We start from the raw sequence: 17,172 nt of genomic DNA on the forward strand, positions 1-17,172 counted from the left end.
GATGGCGATCGATGCCGGTGATACCGCTTTCATCCTCATCTGCACGGCGATGGTCATGCTGATGACGCCGGGCGTGGGCCTCTTCTACGGGGGCCTTGTGCGGCGGAAGAACATCATCGCCATGATCACCCTCGCATTCATCGCCTTCTCGGTGGTCTCCCTCCAGTGGATCCTCTTCGGCTACTCCCTCGCCTTCGGCACCGATATCGGCGGGTTCATCGGCGGGCTTGACTACCTCGGCCTTGCAGGGGTTGGCATGGACGGCGAGGGGATCCCCGACCTGCTCTTCATGGTCTTCCAGCTCGTCTTTGCCGGCCTGACCCTTGCGATCGTCACCTCGGGTGCGGCCGAGCGGGTGAAGGTCAGCTCCTTCATTGTCTTCGGGCTGCTCTGGACGACCCTGGTCTACGACCCCCTCGCCCACTGGGCATGGGGCGGCGGGTGGGCGGCGTCCCTCGGCGCCCTCGACTTCGCGGGCGGCACGGTTGTCCACATCTCCTCGGGCTTCGGGGCCCTGGCCCTGGCGCTGGTGATCGGGCGGCGGGTCGGGTTCGGCACCTATACGATGGAGCCGCACAACATCCCCCTGACCCTCATCGGCGGCGCCCTGCTCTGGTTTGGCTGGTTCGGTTTCAACGCGGGCAGCGCCCTTGCGGCAAACGGTCTTGCGGCGAGCGCCTTCGTGGTCACCAACACCTCGGCGGCAGCGGGTGCGATCGCCTGGCTTGTCGCCTCCTGGTACCGCGGCAAACCGAGTTCGCTTGGCATGATCTCGGGTGCGATCGCCGGTCTCGTCGCCATCACTCCGGCGGCGGGCTTCGTCGACCCGGTCTCGGCGATCGCCATCGGTGGGATTGCCGGTCTGCTCTGCTACGGCGCCATGCTCTTCCGCCTCAGCCGCGGCCTCGACGAGAGCCTGGACGCCTGGGCCGTCCACGGCATGGGCGGGCTCTGGGGAGCGATTGCAACAGGTATCTTTGCGGTGGCGGCGGTCGGCGGTGTTGACGGTCTCCTCTACGGGAACGTCGACCAGTTCGTCATCCAGGTCGTCGACGCTGGTGCTGCGCTCGTCTACGCCTTCGGCATGACCTACGCCCTCGCGTGGATTGTCGACCGGACGCTCGGCCTCCGCGTCAGCGAAGACGAAGAATATGTGGGCCTTGACATCTCCCAGCACGGGGAGTCGGCCCACGCGTGAGGTGGCATGATGATGAAGATGATCATCGCGGTGATACGCCCGGAAAAATTCGAACAGGTGGAAAAAGCCCTTGCGGAGAAGGGCTTTCCGGCAATGACCGTCTCCGAGGTGCGGGGGCGGGGCGAGCAGAAGGGCATCGCCCTCCGGTCCCGCGGCGGCCCGGTGACCGTCGACCTGATCCCGAAGATCAGGATCGAGATGGCGGTTTCGGCGACCTTTGCCGAGACCGTCGTCCAGATCATCAGGGACGCGGCCCGGACAGGCAGGATAGGCGACGGCAAGGTCTTTGTTCTGCCGCTGGACATGGCCGCAAAGGTCCGGACCGAGGAGGTGAGCATCTAGAAGAGGAAACCCGCACCCCGGTGTACAGATTCGCAGGCCGATCCTGACGCCCGGCCTGCATCTTTTTTTGTCTCCCGCCGCTCAAAATCGCCTGCAGGCAGATCATCTCCTCCTGCATCGGAGAAGAATGCTCCGGACACGGTACCCCTGCCTTGTACCCTTGCATCGCCGCACATGAAGGGGATATTCGGGGACGATGGCGGGCAAACCGCGCCGGCACCCCCATCCGGCATTTTCCCATCGAAAGATGCTCGGGCCTCCCCCTCCCTGCATGTCAGGGGCAATCCGCCCCCCGGTCCCCCCCCGCCGATTGCGATAGGGGGGTAGATGGCAGAGATCCTCCCCTGGACTTTGCCCTGGCCTTCCCGGCCCAATCGTGTGCGGGGGTCCGGGGGCAAAAGCCCCCGGCGCGGGGATGCGGGAAGGCAGTCGGTCGGTGCGCTGTGATCGAAAAAGAGGATCTTCGCCTCGATACCGGGGGGCATGCTGCCCCCCTGACCCCCTGCCGATTACGATAGGGGCAGGGACGGGCAACCACGCCGGCACGCCCACCCATCATTTTACATCGACGGATGCGCCGCCCGGCCCCTCCTCGCATGTCCAGGGCAATCGCACGCGGGAGTCCGGGGGTAAGAACCCCCGGCGCGAAGATCGGGGAAGGCGAATGAATCACGCTCGCATCCGTAAACGTGAGGACTTCGAAAGAACCATAAAATCGAAAAAAAGGGGACCTTACGCCTTCACTACCGGCGAGGCCGTCTCGTCGAAGGGGTTGGTCCGCATCGCAAGGGAGAAGAGGTACGGGTAATTGTTCTTGAGGTACTTCATGTAGTCCAGCCATGCGAGCGCCAGCAGGCGATAGGCGCGGTTGATGTCGCCGGCAAGGTGCTTCTGGTCGCTCTCCGGGGTGCCCGCAAGGTCTTCCCGCCGCTCCAGTTCGTCGGTGAGGTGGAAGACCGCCCTCAACACCTCGGTGAACGGCCCGTGCTCCAGCAGCATCGGGTTTTCGAGGAGGCGAAGAAGGAAGTTGCGTTTTTTTATCAGGTACTCCTTCAGCACGACCAGTTCTGCGGGATCGATTGTAACCGCCGAGGAATATGCCTCCAGATGCTTTCTGACCCTGGCGAAATCGGCGTCTGACCAGTCGTTTCCGACCACGAGATCCTCCTTGATCGACGAGAGGTTCGGGTCCCGGTCAGAGAGCCTGACCAGCAGGTTCGTCCCGACCTCGGAGAAGAACGTCCCGATCACCATGTTCATCTTCTCAAGCCGCTCGCGCTTTGCCCGCACCGAGAGGAGCTGATTCAAGATGACCGTGACGAGCAGGACGTTGATCGGCAGGAAACCGAGGATAGTGTAACGAATCTTCTGTAAAAATAATTTGGCCCTGAATCCAATCTAGATTTGGACAAAGGAGAAACAGGGCCATGGATCCCTTAGCGTTAATCGAAGATTATCTTTCCGATAATGAGAATGGCATGAAGACCCTCATCACCTGGTTCCTCAACCAGGTGATGCTGCTCGAAGCCCTCCACCAGGCGGGAGCCGAGCAGTATGAACGAACCGATGCGCGGAAGGCTCACCGAAACGGCTACAAGAAGCGCTCTCTAAAAACCCGATATGGAGAAACGATCCTCCAGAAACCACAATTCCGAGAGTTCCCCTTCGAAACACAGGTATTTGGACGCTATTCCCGGGTTGAGAAGGCTCTTGAGAATGCTATCTTTGAATCCTACCTTCAGGGAGTCTCAACCCGCCGGATCCAGGAGATTGTTGCTCATTTTGGCATCGAACAACTCTCTCCTGCTTCAGTATCCAGGATAGCAAAGGACCTCGATGAACAGGTCCATGCATTCCTTCAGAGGCCTATTGAACAGGAGATTCCCTATCTCTTTGTGGATGCTTCGTACTACAAAGTCAGAGAGGGACCACGCTACATCACCAAAGCTCTTCTGGTGATCGCCGGTGTTCGAATGGATGGCTACCGGGAAATCCTGGGAGCTAGAATCACTGATTGTGAAAATGAGATGTTCTGGTCGGGATTGTTCGAAGACCTCAAAGAACGAGGATTGGTGGGTGTCAAGATGGTTGTCTCAGATGGTCATGCCGGGATCCAGAAGGCGGCGGAAGCCGCCTTCCTCGGCGCATCGTGGCAGATGTGCTCGGTCCATTGCACCCGGGCGGTTTTAAAGAATATTCCACGGAAACATCAGAAAGAAGTTGCTGAGTCCTTGAAGGAGGCATATGGGGACGAGGAAAGACTTCAGCAGCTTGCAGATGATCTGAACGAACGAGGATATCGGAAAGCGGCCAATACGATCGAGAGATTCATCCCGGGACTTATGAGTTACACGGCGTTCCCGAAAGAGCACGCAAAGCGGATCCGAACGACGAACATGATGGAAAGAGTCAACAAGGAACTGAAACGGAGAACCAAAGTTGTAGGGGCCTTTCCCAATGAAGAGTCACTCCTCAGGCTGGCAGGATCCATCCTGATGGACATCAATGAGGAGTGGGTGACCGGCAGAAGATATTTGACGATGGAGGGGGAATGATCAAACAAGGAGACAGGGCTCAGACGAATTACAGAAGATCTGAAACACTACCAAACCGAGGGCGTTGAAGACGTAGTAATAGGTATTCTCCGGGTCCCCGAGGACCAGGAACTTCGCTGTGTAAATCACCGCCGAAGCGGCGACAAGAAAAATTCCAAGACGCATCTCCCATGTCAGGCGGCGCATCGCATCATCACCACATAGAGGTGGGAGCGCGGGCATAAAAAAGCGGCGTGCCGGAAAGGCACGCCTGACGCGGTTGCTGGTGACTATTTGCCCGTTCAGGCGTCGAGGATATCCTCGGCGGCCTCGCGGAATGCGTCCATGACGTACGGGATGCCGGAAACCTCGGCGGCCTCGGGGGTGAGGGCCATCAGGTCGTTCCTAGAGACCGAGGCGAGGCTGAAGTTCCTGCTCCCGGCCATGATCTGCTGCATGCCGGTCTTGAACCGCTGCGAGTAGGTGTACAGCGCAATGGCCCCGAGCGGGATCTCGGACATGCGCTCGCCGTACTTCTCCTTGAGCTCTTCGTAGCAGACGAAGATCTCCTGGACCGTGGAGCCGTACTTCGAGACGGTCTTGGGGAGTTCGCCGGCATCGAGCCACTTCTGGATGTTCTTCCCGACCATGCCCGGGATCATCAGGGCGCGGCCCATGCAGACGGCCTTGACGTACGGGCTGCCCATGGCGAGCACCTTGAAGGCGTTCGCCTCGTCGGCGATGCCGCCGGCGATGGCGATGTCGGGCGTGCGGATGCCACGCGCCTTTAACCGCCCGCAGAACTCGTAGGTGAGCGCCTCGATGTAGAAGGTCGGAATGCCCCACTCTTCCATCATCGGCCAGGGGCTCATGCCGGTGCCGCCCGGTGCGCCGTCGATGGTCAGCAGGTCGATCTTCGCCTCGGAGGAGTACTTGATCGCCATGGCGAGCTCCTTCATGGAGTAGGCGCCGGTCTTGAGGGTGACACGCTTGAAGCCGATGTCCCGGAGACGGTCGACCTCTGCGAGGAAACCGTCCTCGGTCACGAAGCCGAGACGGGAGTGGCGCTCGAACTCCTTGATCGCGCCGGCCTTGTAGGCCTCCTGGATCGCCGGGTTCGTCGGGTCCGGGAGGACGATGTAGCCTCTCTTCTTGAGTTCAAGGGCGCGGTCGAGGGACTTCACCTTGATCTCGCCGCCGATGCACTTCGCGCCCTGACCCCACTTCAGCTCGATGGTTTCCAGGTTGTGCTTGGAGGCGACGTACTCGGCCGTGCCAAGACGGGTATCCTCGACGTTCATCTGGACCAGAAGTTCGCCGTAGCCCTCGTGGAACTTCTTGTAGGTCTCGATACGGCGGTCCATCTCAGGGGACTTCGAAACCTTGCCATTGTGGTCGCGCTCGAGCTGCGGGTCGATGCCGCAGACATTCTCGCCGCAGACCAGGGTAATGCCGGAGAGCGCGGCGCCGACGGCGAAGTGCTCCCAGTTCACGCGGGCGATCTCGGTCGAGCCGAGCGCACCGGTGAAGATCGGCACGCGCATCGGGACCTTGATGTCCCAGCCGTACTCCGTCTCGGTGTTGACGGCGGAGAAGACGGCCGTGTCCGGTCCGATCTCGGTGCCCTCGGGGAGGCCGCGGGCGCCCACTGCATAGCCCTGGATATTCAGGTGGGAGAAGTCGATCGGGTAGTTCTTATCGGCACCGGCGGTGATCTCGCCGAAGGGGCCGGGGTAGAGGACCTCGCGGCCGCGGAACGAGGAGAGCCAGATATCACAGTTGCCCTTACAGCCATCGACACAGCGCGTGCAGAGGCCAGACATCGGGACGACGTTCCGGGAACGGTTGGAGGTCCCGACTGCTTCGTTTGCATTCGGTTGTCTAAGATTCATGTTTTCCCCCAGTGTAAAAGGGTGGTTCGTGCGAACGATCCATTGACGCCTTGGCGCTATCGCCAAAGTAGATAAGTTTATAATGGCCCACTATTTAGTTCCTTCCAAATGTCTCTCATATATATCTTTTCCATGGTCTTGGGCCGGCCAATGGCAGAAAGAGAGGCAAACAAAAAAGAATGGGTTATTCCGCGCTGACTGCGCCCGGTTCCCCGCCTTCCAGCATCAGGGAACCGAAAATGAGTTTTTCCAGCACCTGGGCGACATACTTCATCCGCTGCGAGGTCTCCATATTCTCGTAGCGATGGACGTCTGCATAGATCTGGAGGCGGATCAGAGCGAAATGGAGGCGGTCGGCCTCTTCTTCGGAGAGCGTGTTTGCCTCGTTATAGATCGATTCGATCAGGTCGGGAAAGGTGGATATGTCGGCGATCGCTCCAGCGATCGGCGTATAGATACCGAGGGGGTCCCCGGTCCCCCTGAGCACCCGGAGAATATCCATTTATCCCTCGACGATTTTGACCAGGTTCTCCATAACGGCGTCGATCGCCTTCCAGGCCGGGGAATTTGCATGCAGGTTGATGAACGGTCTTCCCTCGTCGCCGGCCTCCCTCATGGTGGGGTCAATCGGGATCGCCCCGAGGTATGGGACGCCGAGTTCCTCGGCCGCCTTCTTGCCGCCACCCTTGCCGAAAATATCGATCTCTTTCCCGCAGTCCGGGCAGATGAAGCCGCTCATGTTCTCGATGACGCCGATGACCGGGATATCGAGTTTCTCGATGAATTTCGCCGCTTTTTTCGAGTCCATCGTCGAGACTTCCTGCGGCGTGGTGACGATCACCGCCCCCTTGATGTTGGGTGCGAGCTGCACGATGGTGAGGGCCTCGTCGCCGGTTCCGGGTGGGAGGTCGACGACCAGATAATCGAGTGAGCCCCAGTTCACGTCCTCAAGGAACTGCTTGATCGCAGACATCTTCATCGGCCCGCGCCAGATCACCGGGGTGTCGGCGTCCGGGAGGAGGAATTCCATCGAGACGACTGAGAGGTTGCCGGTGATATGGATGGGCTCGATCTTGTTCCCCATCACCATCAGTTTCTGCCCCTCGGCGCCGACCATCTTCGGAATGTTCGGGCCGTGGATGTCGAGGTCAAGGATGCCGACGTTCTTGCCGTGGTTAGCGAGGGCGGAGGCGAGGTTCACCGAGACAGTCGTCTTGCCGACGCCGCCCTTGCCTGAGAGGACCAGAATCACGTGCTTGACGTCGATCTTCACCTTCGGTGGAAGTCCCTTCTGCGGCGAGTCGCATCCTTCTTTCTGGGCGCTCGGGCAGGTTGAGCAGTTGCCGTCGCATTTTTCCTGTGCGTCTGTGGATTGTGCCATAATTATCTCCTGAATTTCGTGTGCTCTTTACACGTCTATAAGTATCTGTTTGCAGGTCTGCTAAAATGTTTATATTCGGGCAGGCTTCCACCGGTTCAGGTGCCCGGGTTCCTCTTCATATTCTCCATCCAGCCGACGCTGATGCCCGGGATCGCGTCGACCTCTGAGGAGTACGGTTTGATGTCCAGGAGCGGCGTGCCGTCGAAGGCGTCAAGCCCCCGCACCCGCAGGGTTCCCCCCTCGACGGCGACGAGGTCGACCACCCCGAAACCGATCGGGTTGGGGCGGTTTGGCGATCTCGTCGAGAAGACGCCGCGTTCTGCGGGTTGGCCAGGGGGTATTGCCTTCAGCATCGTCCGGTCGGCCCGGTCGAGCCAGTAGAGGAGGATGAGGTGGGAGCACCGCTCGACGTCTGCAAGGCCATCGAGGTATTCAGGGAAGACCTCGATCTCGCTCTCTATGTCGGCAAGGCGTCCCTGCCTGGGTGCGTCGCCCTGACGTTTATACGGGGACCTGATCACCCCGATCTGCACAAGTTCCATCATATCAGTTCAGTCTCCTTCAAGGGAAAAAAGACATTCTGAACGGTAGGCGCAGTTCGCGCATCTGACCGGCGCATTGTGGTTGCGCCTGACTGCCCCGCTTTCGAGGCAGCGGCGCATCTCGTCCACCGTCGAGAGCACCTGCGAGCGGATGGCGTCGGTGAACTCGATCCGGTGCTGCTGTCCGTCGCCATAGACCAGGATCCCGTACGGGACGCGGGTGCCGTAGCGCTCCTCGACAAGGAGGCAGTAGGCGCCGAGCTGGAGGATGTGGTTCCAGTAAGGCTTTTTCGCCCGCCCGCTCTTCACCTCGACCGGGATATGGGCCCCGGTCATCTCGTCCCGCAGGACGTAGTCGGGCTTTCCCGAGATACGGTATTTTTCCGAGAACAACGCATCGCCTGGCTCCCCGAGGTCGGCGTAGAGCAGCTCGCCCTCAGGGATGCCGTACTGATCCCGCACCTGCTGTGCGGCGTAGTGCCGCCGGATCGCAAAGACGAGCACGACGGCGGCCATGATCAGGAGAATCAGGACGCCTTGTAAATAGTCGATCACATCAGCCCCCAGAGAAGGATGATCAGGGCAAGGGCGAGGAGACCGTAGCCGAGAATCGTCAGCAGCCAGAAGATCTGCCGCTCGCGCTCGACCCTTGTCAGGGTGCGACCCACCTCGGCATGCTTCAGGTTGCCGCGCTCGATCGATGGAGACATGGTGGACCGACCGTTCCGTTCGAAGTGCCAGGAAGCGGCGCAGTAGGAGTATTCGGCGATCTCAGACGCCGAGATCACCGGCGTCCCCTCGCCGGCGGCCATCAGCGGCCCCTCCGGGCGTCGAGTTCCCGGTTGCAGAGTTCGTCGGCGCGCCCGATCCAGGGGTCGGTCCGGCGGACCGACACAAAGGTCACCGACGTGAACTGCCCGGCGATACGGAGCACCTCGTCCTTCAGTTCGCGCAGGTGCTCCTTGTTCACGCGGTAGGCCCCGGTGATCTGGCGGACGACGAGTTCGCTGTCCGAGTACACCCGCACCGGCCCGTCCGTCTGCCGGGACGCCTCGGTCAGGGCGGCAATGATCGCCCGGTACTCCGCCGTGTTGTTCGTGGCGATCCCCAGATACTCTGAACGTTCGAGAACCGCTCGCCCGCCCTTTACAAAGAGAAAGGCATAGGCGGCATGGCCGGGATTGCCGCGGGACGCCCCGTCGGTGTAGATCTCAAGATCCTGGGTCTCCGGCATGATGATTCCTGTACATTACAGGAAGGCAGGGCAGATATGCGTTGGGTTAACCATACCTCTATATGTCGGGAAGGCTGAACCGGGGCATATGGACACGGAGCGGCGGATTCAAAAGATCGGTGTCAGACTCGACTTCATCGAGTTCCCCACGCGGCACACCTGCGACGGCGAGAACCTTTCGCCCCGCCTGATCATCGAGGATCTCAGGGCACCCTGCGTCGCCCTGATCGTGCACAACCCCTATGAGGAGGGGTGCTCGTTCTCCCCATGGCTCGCGTGGAATATCGACCCTCTCAGGCATTCGGACGGCCGCGCCCTGATCCCCGAGGGCGTCCCACCGGTAGTGTTTCAGATCTTCTGTAATTCGTCTGAGCCCTGTCTCCTTGTTTGATCATTCCCCCTCCATCGTCAAATATCTTCTGCCGGTCACCCACTCCTCATTGATGTCCATCAGGATGGATCCTGCCAGCCTGAGGAGTGACTCTTCATTGGGAAAGGCCCCTACAACTTTGGTTCTCCGTTTCAGTTCCTTGTTGACTCTTTCCATCATGTTCGTCGTTCGGATCCGCTTTGCGTGCTCTTTCGGGAACGCCGTGTAACTCATAAGTCCCGGGATGAATCTCTCGATCGTATTGGCCGCTTTCCGATATCCTCGTTCGTTCAGATCATCTGCAAGCTGCTGAAGTCTTTCCTCGTCCCCATATGCCTCCTTCAAGGACTCAGCAACTTCTTTCTGATGTTTCCGTGGAATATTCTTTAAAACCGCCCGGGTGCAATGGACCGAGCACATCTGCCACGATGCGCCGAGGAAGGCGGCTTCCGCCGCCTTCTGGATCCCGGCATGACCATCTGAGACAACCATCTTGACACCCACCAATCCTCGTTCTTTGAGGTCTTCGAACAATCCCGACCAGAACATCTCATTTTCACAATCAGTGATTCTGGCTCCCAGGATTTCGCGGTAGCCATCCATTCGAACACCGGCGATCACCAGAAGAGCTTTGGTGATGTAGCGTGGTCCCTCTCTGACTTTGTAGTACGAAGCATCCACAAAGAGATAGGGAATCTCCTGTTCAATCGGCCTCTGAAGGAATGCATGGACCTGTTCATCGAGGTCCTTTGCTATCCTGGATACTGAAGCAGGAGAGAGTTGTTCGATGCCAAAATGAGCAACAATCTCCTGGATCCGGCGGGTTGAGACTCCCTGAAGGTAGGATTCAAAGATAGCATTCTCAAGAGCCTTCTCAACCCGGGAATAGCGTCCAAATACCTGTGTTTCGAAGGGAAATTCTCGGAACTGCGGTTTCTGGAGGATCGTTTCTCCATATCGGGTTTTCAGAGATCGCTTCTTGTAGCCGTTTCGGTGAGCCTTCCGCGCATCGGTTCGTTCATACTGCTCGGCTCCCGCCTGGTGGAGGGCTTCGAGCAGCATCACCTGGTTGAGGAACCAGGTGATGAGGGTCTTCATGCCATTCTCATTATCGGAAAGATAATCTTCGATTAACGCTAAGGGATCCATGGCCCTGTTTCTCCTTTCTGCAAATCTAGGTTGGATTCAGGGCCAAATTATTTTTACAGAAGATTCGTTACACTGTCTCCCACCCGAGTCCGAGACCGACGCCCCGGTCAGGATGGTACAGGGGACGAACGGCTACGGGAGCATCGGTTACCGTGGACCCTGCCCGCCGCCGGGCGAGACGCACCGCTACTATTTCAGAATTTACGCCCTGGACTCTTTCCTGGCGCTCCCGCCGGGCTCGGGGCAGCACGATCTTGTGGCGGCGATGCAGGGGCATGCCACGGCATATGGCGAGACCTTCGCGATGTACAGGCGGCCGTAACCTTCGTCGCCGAACCGCAAAAAAGAGTTCTGGTTTAGATATTAGGGCTCCCGCTCTTGATCACGGCGGCGATCCGCTCCATCTCCACCGCCAGCAGGCGGATGACGTCGTCGACCGTGATGATCCCGACCAGGGAACCCCCCTCATCGGTCACCGGCACCCTTCGCACCCCTTTCTTCCGGATCGCTTCGAGCGCCTCGTACAGCCCGGTCGAGTCCGGGAGCGCGAGCAGGTCGGCGGTCATCACCGCACGCACCGGGATCCCTTTCGGGTCACGTCCTGCGGCGGTGACCCGGACGGTGATATCGCGGTCTGTGACGATACCCACCGGCTTTTTGCCCTCGACCACGACGACGCTTCCCACATTCTGCTCTGCCATGATGCCTGCAACGTCATAGACCGGCGTCTCCGGCGGGACGCTCACCACCGGCGCCTGGCAGCATTCTATCAATGTCATGCTTCTCCCCTCCGATGGACCATGTGTGGGAAAGAGGATATTTGAAGATACCGCACGCCTACCTCGTTCAGATGATCGTCCCCCACCCTTTATGGGATGCGCTTCTTCCCCTCCTCTCAGGCACCGTCTATCTGATCGGGGCTGGGAACTGCGGGAAATCAACCCTTGCACGATGGCTCTCTGAGAGATGCGGTGACGCCGCCCTGCTCGACGGCGACGCCGGCCAGCCGACGCTGGGGCCGCCCGGCACCCTCGGGCTTGCCCTGCCCTGTGGCGGCAGGCGTCGCCGGTTCGTTGGCGCTCTCACGCCGTCGATGGCGCCGCTCGCCACGCTCTCTGGTCTTCGCCTCCTCCTCGACGCCGCATATGCGGCGGGTGCTGCCACCGTGATCGTGGACCCGTGCGGGTATATCAGGGGCGAAGGGGGCCGGGAGTTCCAGCGCCGCTCGATCGAGGTGCTCAGTCCAGACCACATCGTCGCTGTCGGGCGGGATGCGGAGATCGATCTGGTGCTCTCCCTCTTTTCCTGCCGCACCGGCCTCTCGATTCACCGGCTCCCGGTCTCGCCCCATGCGCGGCGGCGCTCGCAGGCGGCGCGGCGCCGGTACCGCGAGGAACGGTTTGCGGACTGGATGGCCGACGCCCGTCCCCTCACCCTGCCCGGTGTCCTCAGGGCCGGGGTCTTCCCGGACCGGCCTGAAGGATATTTTGCCGGCCTCTGCGACGGCGACGGCTGGATGCTCACCGCCGGGGTGATCCTCGGGGATGCGGACGGGGAGATCTGCCTTCTGGCCCCGCCCTCGCTGCCCGGCAGGGCGGCGTATATTGAGGTAGGGAGGTTCAGGCCGTAATTTTCGCCCCTGCCATCGGCGTTTCGCAGTGCGGGCCAGGAAGAGGAACTGTTCCCATAAACTATTTTCCCGGGCGGGATGAAATTCTATCATTTATGGAAGATCAACGTGTGGCGATCACAGAACGCCCTGCAGGGGATACCTCCGTCATCTCCATCGTGGGGAGACTCGATGCCACCTCGTCGTCGTCGGCGTCTCTCGCTCTTGAGCAGAGCATCTCGCAGGGAAAACATGCGATCATCCTTGACCTCTCGGATCTCGCCTATACCAGTTCCTCCGGTCTGCGGGTGTTTCTTGCGGCGCTCAAGCAGATGCGCAAGGCCGGAGGGGAGGTGCTGATCGCCCGCCCGAACCCGCACGTGATGGAGGTCTTTACGATCGCCGGCTTCGACCGGATCATTCCCATCTACGAGAGCGTCGACGAAGCGCTTGCCGCAGCAGAAAAAGCATGATTCAGGGGACGACCTTTTTCAGGGTGAAACAAAATGCGGCGCCCTCTTCCGACCGACCCGGCACCCGGTCTCCCGCCCGGATCGCCCCGCCGTAGCGCTTCACCAGCATGGCGGCGATGAAGAGGCCCATGCCCCGCCCGGGCTTCGAAGGATCGCTCCGGAAAAAGCGCTCGAATACTTTTTCTTTCTGGTGATCCGGGATCCCCGGGCCGTTGTCGGCGATGCAGATGCCGACCGCCTCGTCCTCGTCTCTGATCGAGAGCGTGATCGAGACATCGGGGCCGCCGAACTTGACGCTGTTTCCGATGAGGTTGACGAAGACCTGGCCGAGGAGATCGTCGGCGAGCACAGTGGCTTCGGTCCCGTCGTAGGCGATCGCAACGCCGGGCATATGTGCGATCGCCGTCGCGATCACCCGGCCCAGCGAGACCGGGATCAGGGCGGCCTCCCCGCCCCTGCATGTCCTGAGGATCCGCACCTCCTCGATGATCCCGCTGCTCTGCCTGATCCCCTGCAGGCACCGGTCGGCGAAGGTGCGCTGTTCTCCTGAGATCTCTTCCCTGAGGAGGTCGAGATATCCCATCGCCACGCTGTTTGCGTTGTTGATGTCGTGGATCATCACGTCGAGGTAGAACTCGGCTTCGGCCTTTGCAGCGGCGAGTTCCTCGGCAAGGGCGGCCTTGTGGATGACGCCGCCGACCTCGCGGCCGATCGCCTCGAGGCTCTCCTGCTCGATCGGGGTGAAGGGGTGGAAGTCAGAACTTGCGATGGCGAGGGCGCCGAGGACCGTGCCGTCGGGAACGCTGACCGGAACGATGGCGCGGGAATAGACGCCGAGTTCTCCCTCTTCGTGGGCGACCTCGAGATAGGCCTCGCTGTAGTCGGGGCGTCCCTGATGAAAGACCGCCAGCATCTCCGGGGCCGCTATCGCCAGATCGACGGATTCCGGGAAGTACAGGGTATAAAGGCCATACCATGCCCTGAGGTTGGCGGAACCTCTTTTTTTGTCTGAGAGATAGATGGCCCCTGCGTCGAAGTCCAGCAGTTCCACCGTCTTTTGTACGACCGCCGTCAGGGTGTCTTGGAGGGAGGAGGAGGATGTGGTCGACCTGAGGATGTCGAGGACGATCCCGAGCTGACGGTTGAGCCGCTCGGCGCGATCCTCTTCAGACAGGCGTCCGCTGACGCTCGAAAGGGCGATCAGCAGCCTTTCCTCCTCTCCCCCGCTCAGCAGGCTTCCCCATGCCTCGAAGGTATGGTTTCCGGTGGTGATGCGGCTCAGGGCTGAGCCGCGAGCGCGAATCTCGTTGATAAATTCTGCGATCGCCTGATCTGAAAGAATTCCGCCTCCGATCTCCCCGAGTCGGCAGGCGCCGGGATCGGAACCCCTGCAAAATGCAGCCCTGAAACGGGCGTTCGTCTGGACGAGGCGTCCTTCCCGGCCCAGCACCATCAGGGGGAGACACACCGGCTCCAGAGCCTCGCCGACGTCGTTTATCTTCAATCGCCTTCCTCTGGCTGATAGGTCTCCGTCCAGGCACCTAATAGTATCGCAATGTGCGTGTGGATCGCTCTGTCAGGCGTGGCCGCGCCAGATCCTGTGCCGCCGCAGGCTTCCTGCCCTGGGGGTCAGAAGTCCCGGTCGAAAGGCCAGAGCCCGGCCCGCCAGAGGGGGGCCGCAATTGCCCCTCTGATTCCGGGCGGGGGATTTATTGGCACGGCAAGGAGTTCGGGCCAGAGCGCCTTGATGATCCCATGCTCGATCAGGGGGTGCCGCGATCCCCGGCACCGCCCCTCCACCGAGAACCCGGCGGCGATCAACTCCCTGGAGTTCCAGGGGACGAGCACCTCCTGGACGATGTCCCACTCCAGCTGCCCGGCCCCCTGCCACCGCGCCATCCGCTGCTCCTGAAAGAAGAGGTCGAGGATGTGGACCCCTGAACGGGCTGATGCCTCCCGCGCCTCTGATAGCCAGCGATCGAGGTGCTCGATCGTCATCCGATTGCTCTTCATCGGGCCAAGATCCCCGATCTCTGCCAGAAGTTCGCCGGTGCACTCCTGGTCCCAGGCGCGCCGATACAGGCATTTGAGAATCCCGCTGCCGTTACCCTTGATGCAGACCCTATCCTGGGGGTAGTGATCGTACATCCCGCGGGCGATCGCCCCCCAGCCCTCGTGCGCCTCCGGGGCGTTTCTCCTGTAGATCTCAGCAAAATCGGCGCCCATGGACTCAGGGCAGGTGATCAGGTGGTGCTCCAGCCCGAGCCCGGTGATAAGGTTCCTGGAAACGTATATGTCAGGCGTTTTTACGGTTTTATTGTAATAGATCATCGTGAAATAGAAGATCTTCGGGCTGATGCCCCTGCAGGCGCTCAGGATGGTCCTCGAGTCCCAGCCCGCGGTGACGGTGTGTGCGAGATCGAACCGTTTTGAGGCGCTCTCGATCATGCCCACAAGAACGCTCGCATATTTCCGGGTGCATTCTTCTGCACCGATCCTGTCCGGCCGGCGGTCAGGCCAGAACCGGTGGACGCTGCGCCTCTTCAGGTCCAGGTAGCGGTTCGGCAGCAGGTGTTTTATGCCGCTGTAGGGCGAGAGATCGCCCGGCCACCAGTATTCGAGGGCCTCGCGGTATTCAGGTGCCCCGACAAGTCGCTCCATCACCTCAGGGTCAGGGTCCAGGCCCAGCTCCTCGGCGATCATGCCGGGCTGGGAGGCGCACCAGAGGTCCGGGAGGGCTTCGGTCGTATGGACGACCTGCCTGAGCCCCATCGGATCGTTCATCAGCCAGGTCTCGTCAGGATCGGCATAGATGAGGGCCCATCTCCCGCCGAGCGCCTCGGTGAGCCGAAATAGATCGGTCGGCCGGACAATCTCTTCCAGGATACCCTGCAGAATGGCGGCGTTGTCCAGATCCGGGTGATAGGGATCGAGCAGGTAGCCGAGGAGGAGAAGTTTCCGGTCCCCATTCTCTGCCACCGTGACCGGCAGGTCGGGGTGGGCCGTTACGCAGAGGCCGTCGGCGACGGCATGCCTCTTCCAGGTATCGTATCTCTCCACAAAGCGGGGCCCCAGGATAAACTGACGCCGATACAGGAGTCTGGTATATTCTGATTCGGTAAAAGACATGGCAGATCACCGGACGGCTTTCCCGTGCCGATCGAGATCGACCGTACCGTCAGTGCCGCCATATTCTTGTATTATTATAATATGTTTTGGTCGGGTTGGAGATCGGCACCAGGACCATGGACAGAATTTCAGTGAAAGCCGGAAAGATTTCAGGCGTGCACGATCTCTGCAGTTCCTGTTCATAACTATAGAGATGTCGGGTTTGGCTATAATGTTCGTCGATAACCTTCTTGTCCTCGCTGGTCAAGACTGACGTGAATCACCATGGCTCAGGTATATCCGGAATATATCGGCATCGGTCTTTCGCCTTTTTATGACCTGTTTGATGAACTTGGCGAGGGGATTTGCATCCACGATGGGGAGGGGGCGATCCTCTGGTCGAACAGACGCCTTGAAGACCTTGCCGGATGCCCCGCGGGCTCGCTCGCCGGTCTGGATGCCGCCCTCTTTATTTCATCGCATTTCCTCCCGGAGCGTCAGAAACAAGAGATCTTTGAGGGGTTGCTCAGGACCGCCTTTCTCAACGGTCTGCAGATCAGGGGATTGCGGTGCTCCCTTGAAGGGGCAAGGGGGTGTCAGATCGAGTATTCGAGCCATGTGATGGGGAGGGGGCCGTTCGCAGGGCTGAGGCTCGACCGCTTCAGGGAGGTGTGATCTCTGAGTATGGCAGGAATCTCCATAAATATGGTCCGTCTCCCACGACCCCATGGGACTTTTTCTAATTCGGCTCAAATTCACACCTAATTTTATAATGGGATGGCATAGGTGCTAAAATGTGAAATTAATCCTTTGCAATTACCAAAAAGGATATATATTATATTAATATTATATCTGCTGTTTGTTGGGGCGATACCATGAGTTGTCTGGAACTGTCTGAAAAAACAGAGACTGATGTTTCCATTTTTGAACTTTTCAATGAGATGAACGACGGTATCGTGATACAGGAAATAAATGGGAGGTTCCTATGGGCCAACGAGGCGATGGGTGAGATCATCGGCATCCCGCATTCCATGATCGTCGGTATGGACGCGGTTGATTTTTTCAGCGTATATTTCTCGCCGGTGCAACAGAACCAGAAACTCTTCATCAATCTTCTTAAAAATACGTTTAAATATAATTTGAGCCTGAATCATGTTCTTTGTAACCTGAAATACTCTCCCGGCAGACTTTTTGAATATTCCACCAGGGTTATGACCACTCACATGACCTCTGGCCTTAGAATGAATATCTTCAGGATCAGTGGCGGCTCAACGTCTGCTGTTTCAGCGGGTGGATACATCTCTTCAACCTGGAACTAGATCGGGGTGGTGCCTGTCTGA

The 17,172-nt window shown here is 59.6% G+C and carries 22 protein-coding genes; 9 read left to right on the top strand and 13 right to left on the bottom strand.

The genetic code is table 11. From position 1 onward, the window contains the following. The first annotated feature begins 1 nt into the window (after position 1). Both HWN36_RS08520 and HWN36_RS08525 read left to right on the top strand, forming a co-directional pair. Positions 2-1,198 carry an ammonium transporter gene (locus tag HWN36_RS08520; protein ID WP_176788945.1) on the top strand — a complete coding sequence of 399 codons (1,197 nt, stop codon included), beginning with the start codon at positions 2-4 and terminating at the stop codon, positions 1,196-1,198. 6 nt (positions 1,199-1,204) lie between these two features. Then, the gene (locus tag HWN36_RS08525; RefSeq protein ID WP_343044959.1) at positions 1,205-1,540 is read left to right on the top strand and encodes a P-II family nitrogen regulator; all 336 of its coding nucleotides are present in this window, start codon (positions 1,205-1,207) and stop codon (positions 1,538-1,540) included. Positions 1,541-2,272: 732 nt separating this feature from the next. Here HWN36_RS08525 and HWN36_RS08530 read toward each other — a convergent pair. Continuing rightward, complete coding sequence (locus tag HWN36_RS08530) at positions 2,273-2,848, bottom strand: hypothetical protein (protein ID WP_176788947.1); 576 nt, start codon at positions 2,846-2,848, stop codon at positions 2,273-2,275. 119 nt (positions 2,849-2,967) lie between these two features. On the opposite strand from HWN36_RS08530, the gene HWN36_RS08535 reads away from it, so the two are divergent. Next, positions 2,968-4,095 carry an IS256 family transposase gene (locus tag HWN36_RS08535; protein WP_176787304.1) on the top strand — a complete coding sequence of 376 codons (1,128 nt, stop codon included), beginning with the start codon at positions 2,968-2,970 and terminating at the stop codon, positions 4,093-4,095. Here the strand turns inward: HWN36_RS08535 and HWN36_RS08540 are convergent, their stop codons facing one another. The 8 genes from HWN36_RS08540 to HWN36_RS08575 form a co-directional block, all read right to left on the bottom strand. Beyond that, the gene (locus HWN36_RS08540) at positions 4,096-4,281 is read right to left on the bottom strand and encodes a hypothetical protein (protein ID WP_176788948.1); all 186 of its coding nucleotides are present in this window, start codon (positions 4,279-4,281) and stop codon (positions 4,096-4,098) included. A 95-nt stretch (positions 4,282-4,376) separates the two neighbouring features. Then, entirely contained in the window at positions 4,377-5,966 is a 1,590-nt protein-coding gene (locus HWN36_RS08545) for an FMN-binding glutamate synthase family protein (RefSeq protein WP_176788949.1), read from the bottom strand. A gap of 184 nt (positions 5,967-6,150) precedes the next feature. After that, positions 6,151-6,468 (bottom strand): hypothetical protein, encoded by a 318-nt coding sequence (locus HWN36_RS08550; RefSeq protein ID WP_176788950.1) that lies wholly within the window; start codon positions 6,466-6,468, stop codon positions 6,151-6,153. After that, positions 6,469-7,347, bottom strand: a complete 879-nt coding sequence (locus HWN36_RS08555; RefSeq protein WP_176788951.1) for an Mrp/NBP35 family ATP-binding protein — start codon at positions 7,345-7,347, stop codon at positions 6,469-6,471. Positions 7,348-7,442: 95 nt separating this feature from the next. Continuing rightward, on the bottom strand, positions 7,443-7,892 hold the full coding sequence (gene tsaA / locus HWN36_RS08560; RefSeq protein WP_176788952.1) for a tRNA (N6-threonylcarbamoyladenosine(37)-N6)-methyltransferase TrmO: 450 nt from the start codon (positions 7,890-7,892) through the stop codon (positions 7,443-7,445). Positions 7,893-7,898: 6 nt separating this feature from the next. Beyond that, entirely contained in the window at positions 7,899-8,444 is a 546-nt protein-coding gene (gene cas4 / locus HWN36_RS08565) for a CRISPR-associated protein Cas4 (RefSeq protein WP_176788953.1), read from the bottom strand. Beyond that, positions 8,441-8,701 carry a hypothetical protein gene (locus tag HWN36_RS08570; RefSeq protein WP_176788954.1) on the bottom strand — a complete coding sequence of 87 codons (261 nt, stop codon included), beginning with the start codon at positions 8,699-8,701 and terminating at the stop codon, positions 8,441-8,443. Before HWN36_RS08570 ends, cas4 begins: the two co-directional genes overlap by 4 nt. Continuing rightward, positions 8,701-9,123, bottom strand: a complete 423-nt coding sequence (locus tag HWN36_RS08575) for a ribonuclease HI family protein (protein WP_176788955.1) — start codon at positions 9,121-9,123, stop codon at positions 8,701-8,703. Before HWN36_RS08575 ends, HWN36_RS08570 begins: the two co-directional genes overlap by 1 nt. An 88-nt stretch (positions 9,124-9,211) precedes the next feature. Between HWN36_RS08575 and HWN36_RS08580 the strand changes: the two genes are divergently transcribed. Continuing rightward, a complete protein-coding gene (locus HWN36_RS08580) occupies positions 9,212-9,514 on the top strand; it encodes a hypothetical protein (protein ID WP_176788956.1) in 303 nt (100 codons plus the stop codon). Here the strand turns inward: HWN36_RS08580 and HWN36_RS08585 are convergent, their stop codons facing one another. After that, positions 9,515-10,642 carry an IS256 family transposase gene (locus tag HWN36_RS08585; protein WP_176787304.1) on the bottom strand — a complete coding sequence of 376 codons (1,128 nt, stop codon included), beginning with the start codon at positions 10,640-10,642 and terminating at the stop codon, positions 9,515-9,517. On the opposite strand from HWN36_RS08585, the gene HWN36_RS12165 reads away from it, so the two are divergent. After that, on the top strand, positions 10,641-10,964 hold the full coding sequence (locus tag HWN36_RS12165; protein ID WP_281361650.1) for a YbhB/YbcL family Raf kinase inhibitor-like protein: 324 nt from the start codon (positions 10,641-10,643) through the stop codon (positions 10,962-10,964). The genes HWN36_RS08585 and HWN36_RS12165 overlap by 2 nt on opposite strands. A 34-nt stretch (positions 10,965-10,998) precedes the next feature. Here HWN36_RS12165 and HWN36_RS08595 read toward each other — a convergent pair whose 3' ends face one another. Then, positions 10,999-11,421: a CBS domain-containing protein gene (locus HWN36_RS08595; protein ID WP_176788957.1), complete on the bottom strand. Its 423-nt coding sequence runs from the start codon at positions 11,419-11,421 to the stop codon at positions 10,999-11,001. A 14-nt stretch (positions 11,422-11,435) separates the two neighbouring features. Here HWN36_RS08595 and HWN36_RS08600 point away from each other — a divergent pair, with 14 nt between their 5' ends. Then, positions 11,436-12,272 carry a Clp1/GlmU family protein gene (locus tag HWN36_RS08600; protein WP_176788958.1) on the top strand — a complete coding sequence of 279 codons (837 nt, stop codon included), beginning with the start codon at positions 11,436-11,438 and terminating at the stop codon, positions 12,270-12,272. Between the two features lie 95 nt (positions 12,273-12,367). After that, positions 12,368-12,724, top strand: a complete 357-nt coding sequence (locus HWN36_RS08605; protein ID WP_176788959.1) for an STAS domain-containing protein — start codon at positions 12,368-12,370, stop codon at positions 12,722-12,724. 1 nt (position 12,725) lies between these two features. Here HWN36_RS08605 and HWN36_RS08610 read toward each other — a convergent pair whose 3' ends face one another. Continuing rightward, positions 12,726-14,228, bottom strand: a complete 1,503-nt coding sequence (locus tag HWN36_RS08610) for a sensor histidine kinase (protein ID WP_176788960.1) — start codon at positions 14,226-14,228, stop codon at positions 12,726-12,728. Positions 14,229-14,353: 125 nt separating this feature from the next. Further along, complete coding sequence (locus HWN36_RS08615; RefSeq protein ID WP_343044961.1) at positions 14,354-15,784, bottom strand: hypothetical protein; 1,431 nt, start codon at positions 15,782-15,784, stop codon at positions 14,354-14,356. Between the two features lie 333 nt (positions 15,785-16,117). On the opposite strand from HWN36_RS08615, the gene HWN36_RS08620 reads away from it, so the two are divergent. Together HWN36_RS08620 and HWN36_RS08625 are read left to right on the top strand one after the other, a co-directional pair. Then, positions 16,118-16,507, top strand: a complete 390-nt coding sequence (locus HWN36_RS08620; RefSeq protein WP_176788962.1) for a nitrogen regulation protein NR(II) — start codon at positions 16,118-16,120, stop codon at positions 16,505-16,507. A 200-nt stretch (positions 16,508-16,707) separates the two neighbouring features. Further along, positions 16,708-17,151 (top strand): PAS domain-containing protein, encoded by a 444-nt coding sequence (locus HWN36_RS08625; RefSeq protein ID WP_176788963.1) that lies wholly within the window; start codon positions 16,708-16,710, stop codon positions 17,149-17,151. Positions 17,152-17,172 lie beyond the last annotated feature (21 nt).

It is taken from the genome of Methanofollis tationis, assembly GCF_013377755.1.
In the GTDB taxonomy this organism is placed as follows: Archaea; Halobacteriota; Methanomicrobia; order Methanomicrobiales; family Methanofollaceae; genus Methanofollis; species Methanofollis tationis.

Excerpts from the sequence above, each read along its gene's own strand:
- HWN36_RS08585 (WP_176787304.1), bottom strand. The coding sequence starts at position 10,642 with ATGGATCCCTTAGCGTTAATCGAAGATTATCTTTCCGATAATGAGAAT.
- HWN36_RS08580 (WP_176788956.1), top strand. The coding sequence starts at position 9,212 with ATGGACACGGAGCGGCGGATTCAAAAGATCGGTGTCAGACTCGACTTC.
- HWN36_RS08545 (WP_176788949.1), bottom strand. The coding sequence starts at position 5,966 with ATGAATCTTAGACAACCGAATGCAAACGAAGCAGTCGGGACCTCCAAC.
- HWN36_RS08520 (WP_176788945.1), top strand. The coding sequence starts at position 2 with ATGGCGATCGATGCCGGTGATACCGCTTTCATCCTCATCTGCACGGCG.
- HWN36_RS08525 (WP_343044959.1), top strand. The coding sequence starts at position 1,205 with ATGATGATGAAGATGATCATCGCGGTGATACGCCCGGAAAAATTCGAA.
- HWN36_RS08595 (WP_176788957.1), bottom strand. The coding sequence starts at position 11,421 with ATGACATTGATAGAATGCTGCCAGGCGCCGGTGGTGAGCGTCCCGCCG.
- HWN36_RS08600 (WP_176788958.1), top strand. The coding sequence starts at position 11,436 with ATGGACCATGTGTGGGAAAGAGGATATTTGAAGATACCGCACGCCTAC.
- HWN36_RS08605 (WP_176788959.1), top strand. The coding sequence starts at position 12,368 with ATGGAAGATCAACGTGTGGCGATCACAGAACGCCCTGCAGGGGATACC.
- HWN36_RS08625 (WP_176788963.1), top strand. The coding sequence starts at position 16,708 with ATGAGTTGTCTGGAACTGTCTGAAAAAACAGAGACTGATGTTTCCATT.
- HWN36_RS08535 (WP_176787304.1), top strand. The coding sequence starts at position 2,968 with ATGGATCCCTTAGCGTTAATCGAAGATTATCTTTCCGATAATGAGAAT.
- HWN36_RS08540 (WP_176788948.1), bottom strand. The coding sequence starts at position 4,281 with ATGCGCCGCCTGACATGGGAGATGCGTCTTGGAATTTTTCTTGTCGCC.
- HWN36_RS08570 (WP_176788954.1), bottom strand. The coding sequence starts at position 8,701 with ATGGCCGCCGGCGAGGGGACGCCGGTGATCTCGGCGTCTGAGATCGCC.
- HWN36_RS08555 (WP_176788951.1), bottom strand. The coding sequence starts at position 7,347 with ATGGCACAATCCACAGACGCACAGGAAAAATGCGACGGCAACTGCTCA.
- HWN36_RS12165 (WP_281361650.1), top strand. The coding sequence starts at position 10,641 with ATGGCCCTGTTTCTCCTTTCTGCAAATCTAGGTTGGATTCAGGGCCAA.
- tsaA (WP_176788952.1), bottom strand. The coding sequence starts at position 7,892 with ATGATGGAACTTGTGCAGATCGGGGTGATCAGGTCCCCGTATAAACGT.
- HWN36_RS08620 (WP_176788962.1), top strand. The coding sequence starts at position 16,118 with ATGGCTCAGGTATATCCGGAATATATCGGCATCGGTCTTTCGCCTTTT.
- HWN36_RS08575 (WP_176788955.1), bottom strand. The coding sequence starts at position 9,123 with ATGCCGGAGACCCAGGATCTTGAGATCTACACCGACGGGGCGTCCCGC.
- HWN36_RS08550 (WP_176788950.1), bottom strand. The coding sequence starts at position 6,468 with ATGGATATTCTCCGGGTGCTCAGGGGGACCGGGGACCCCCTCGGTATC.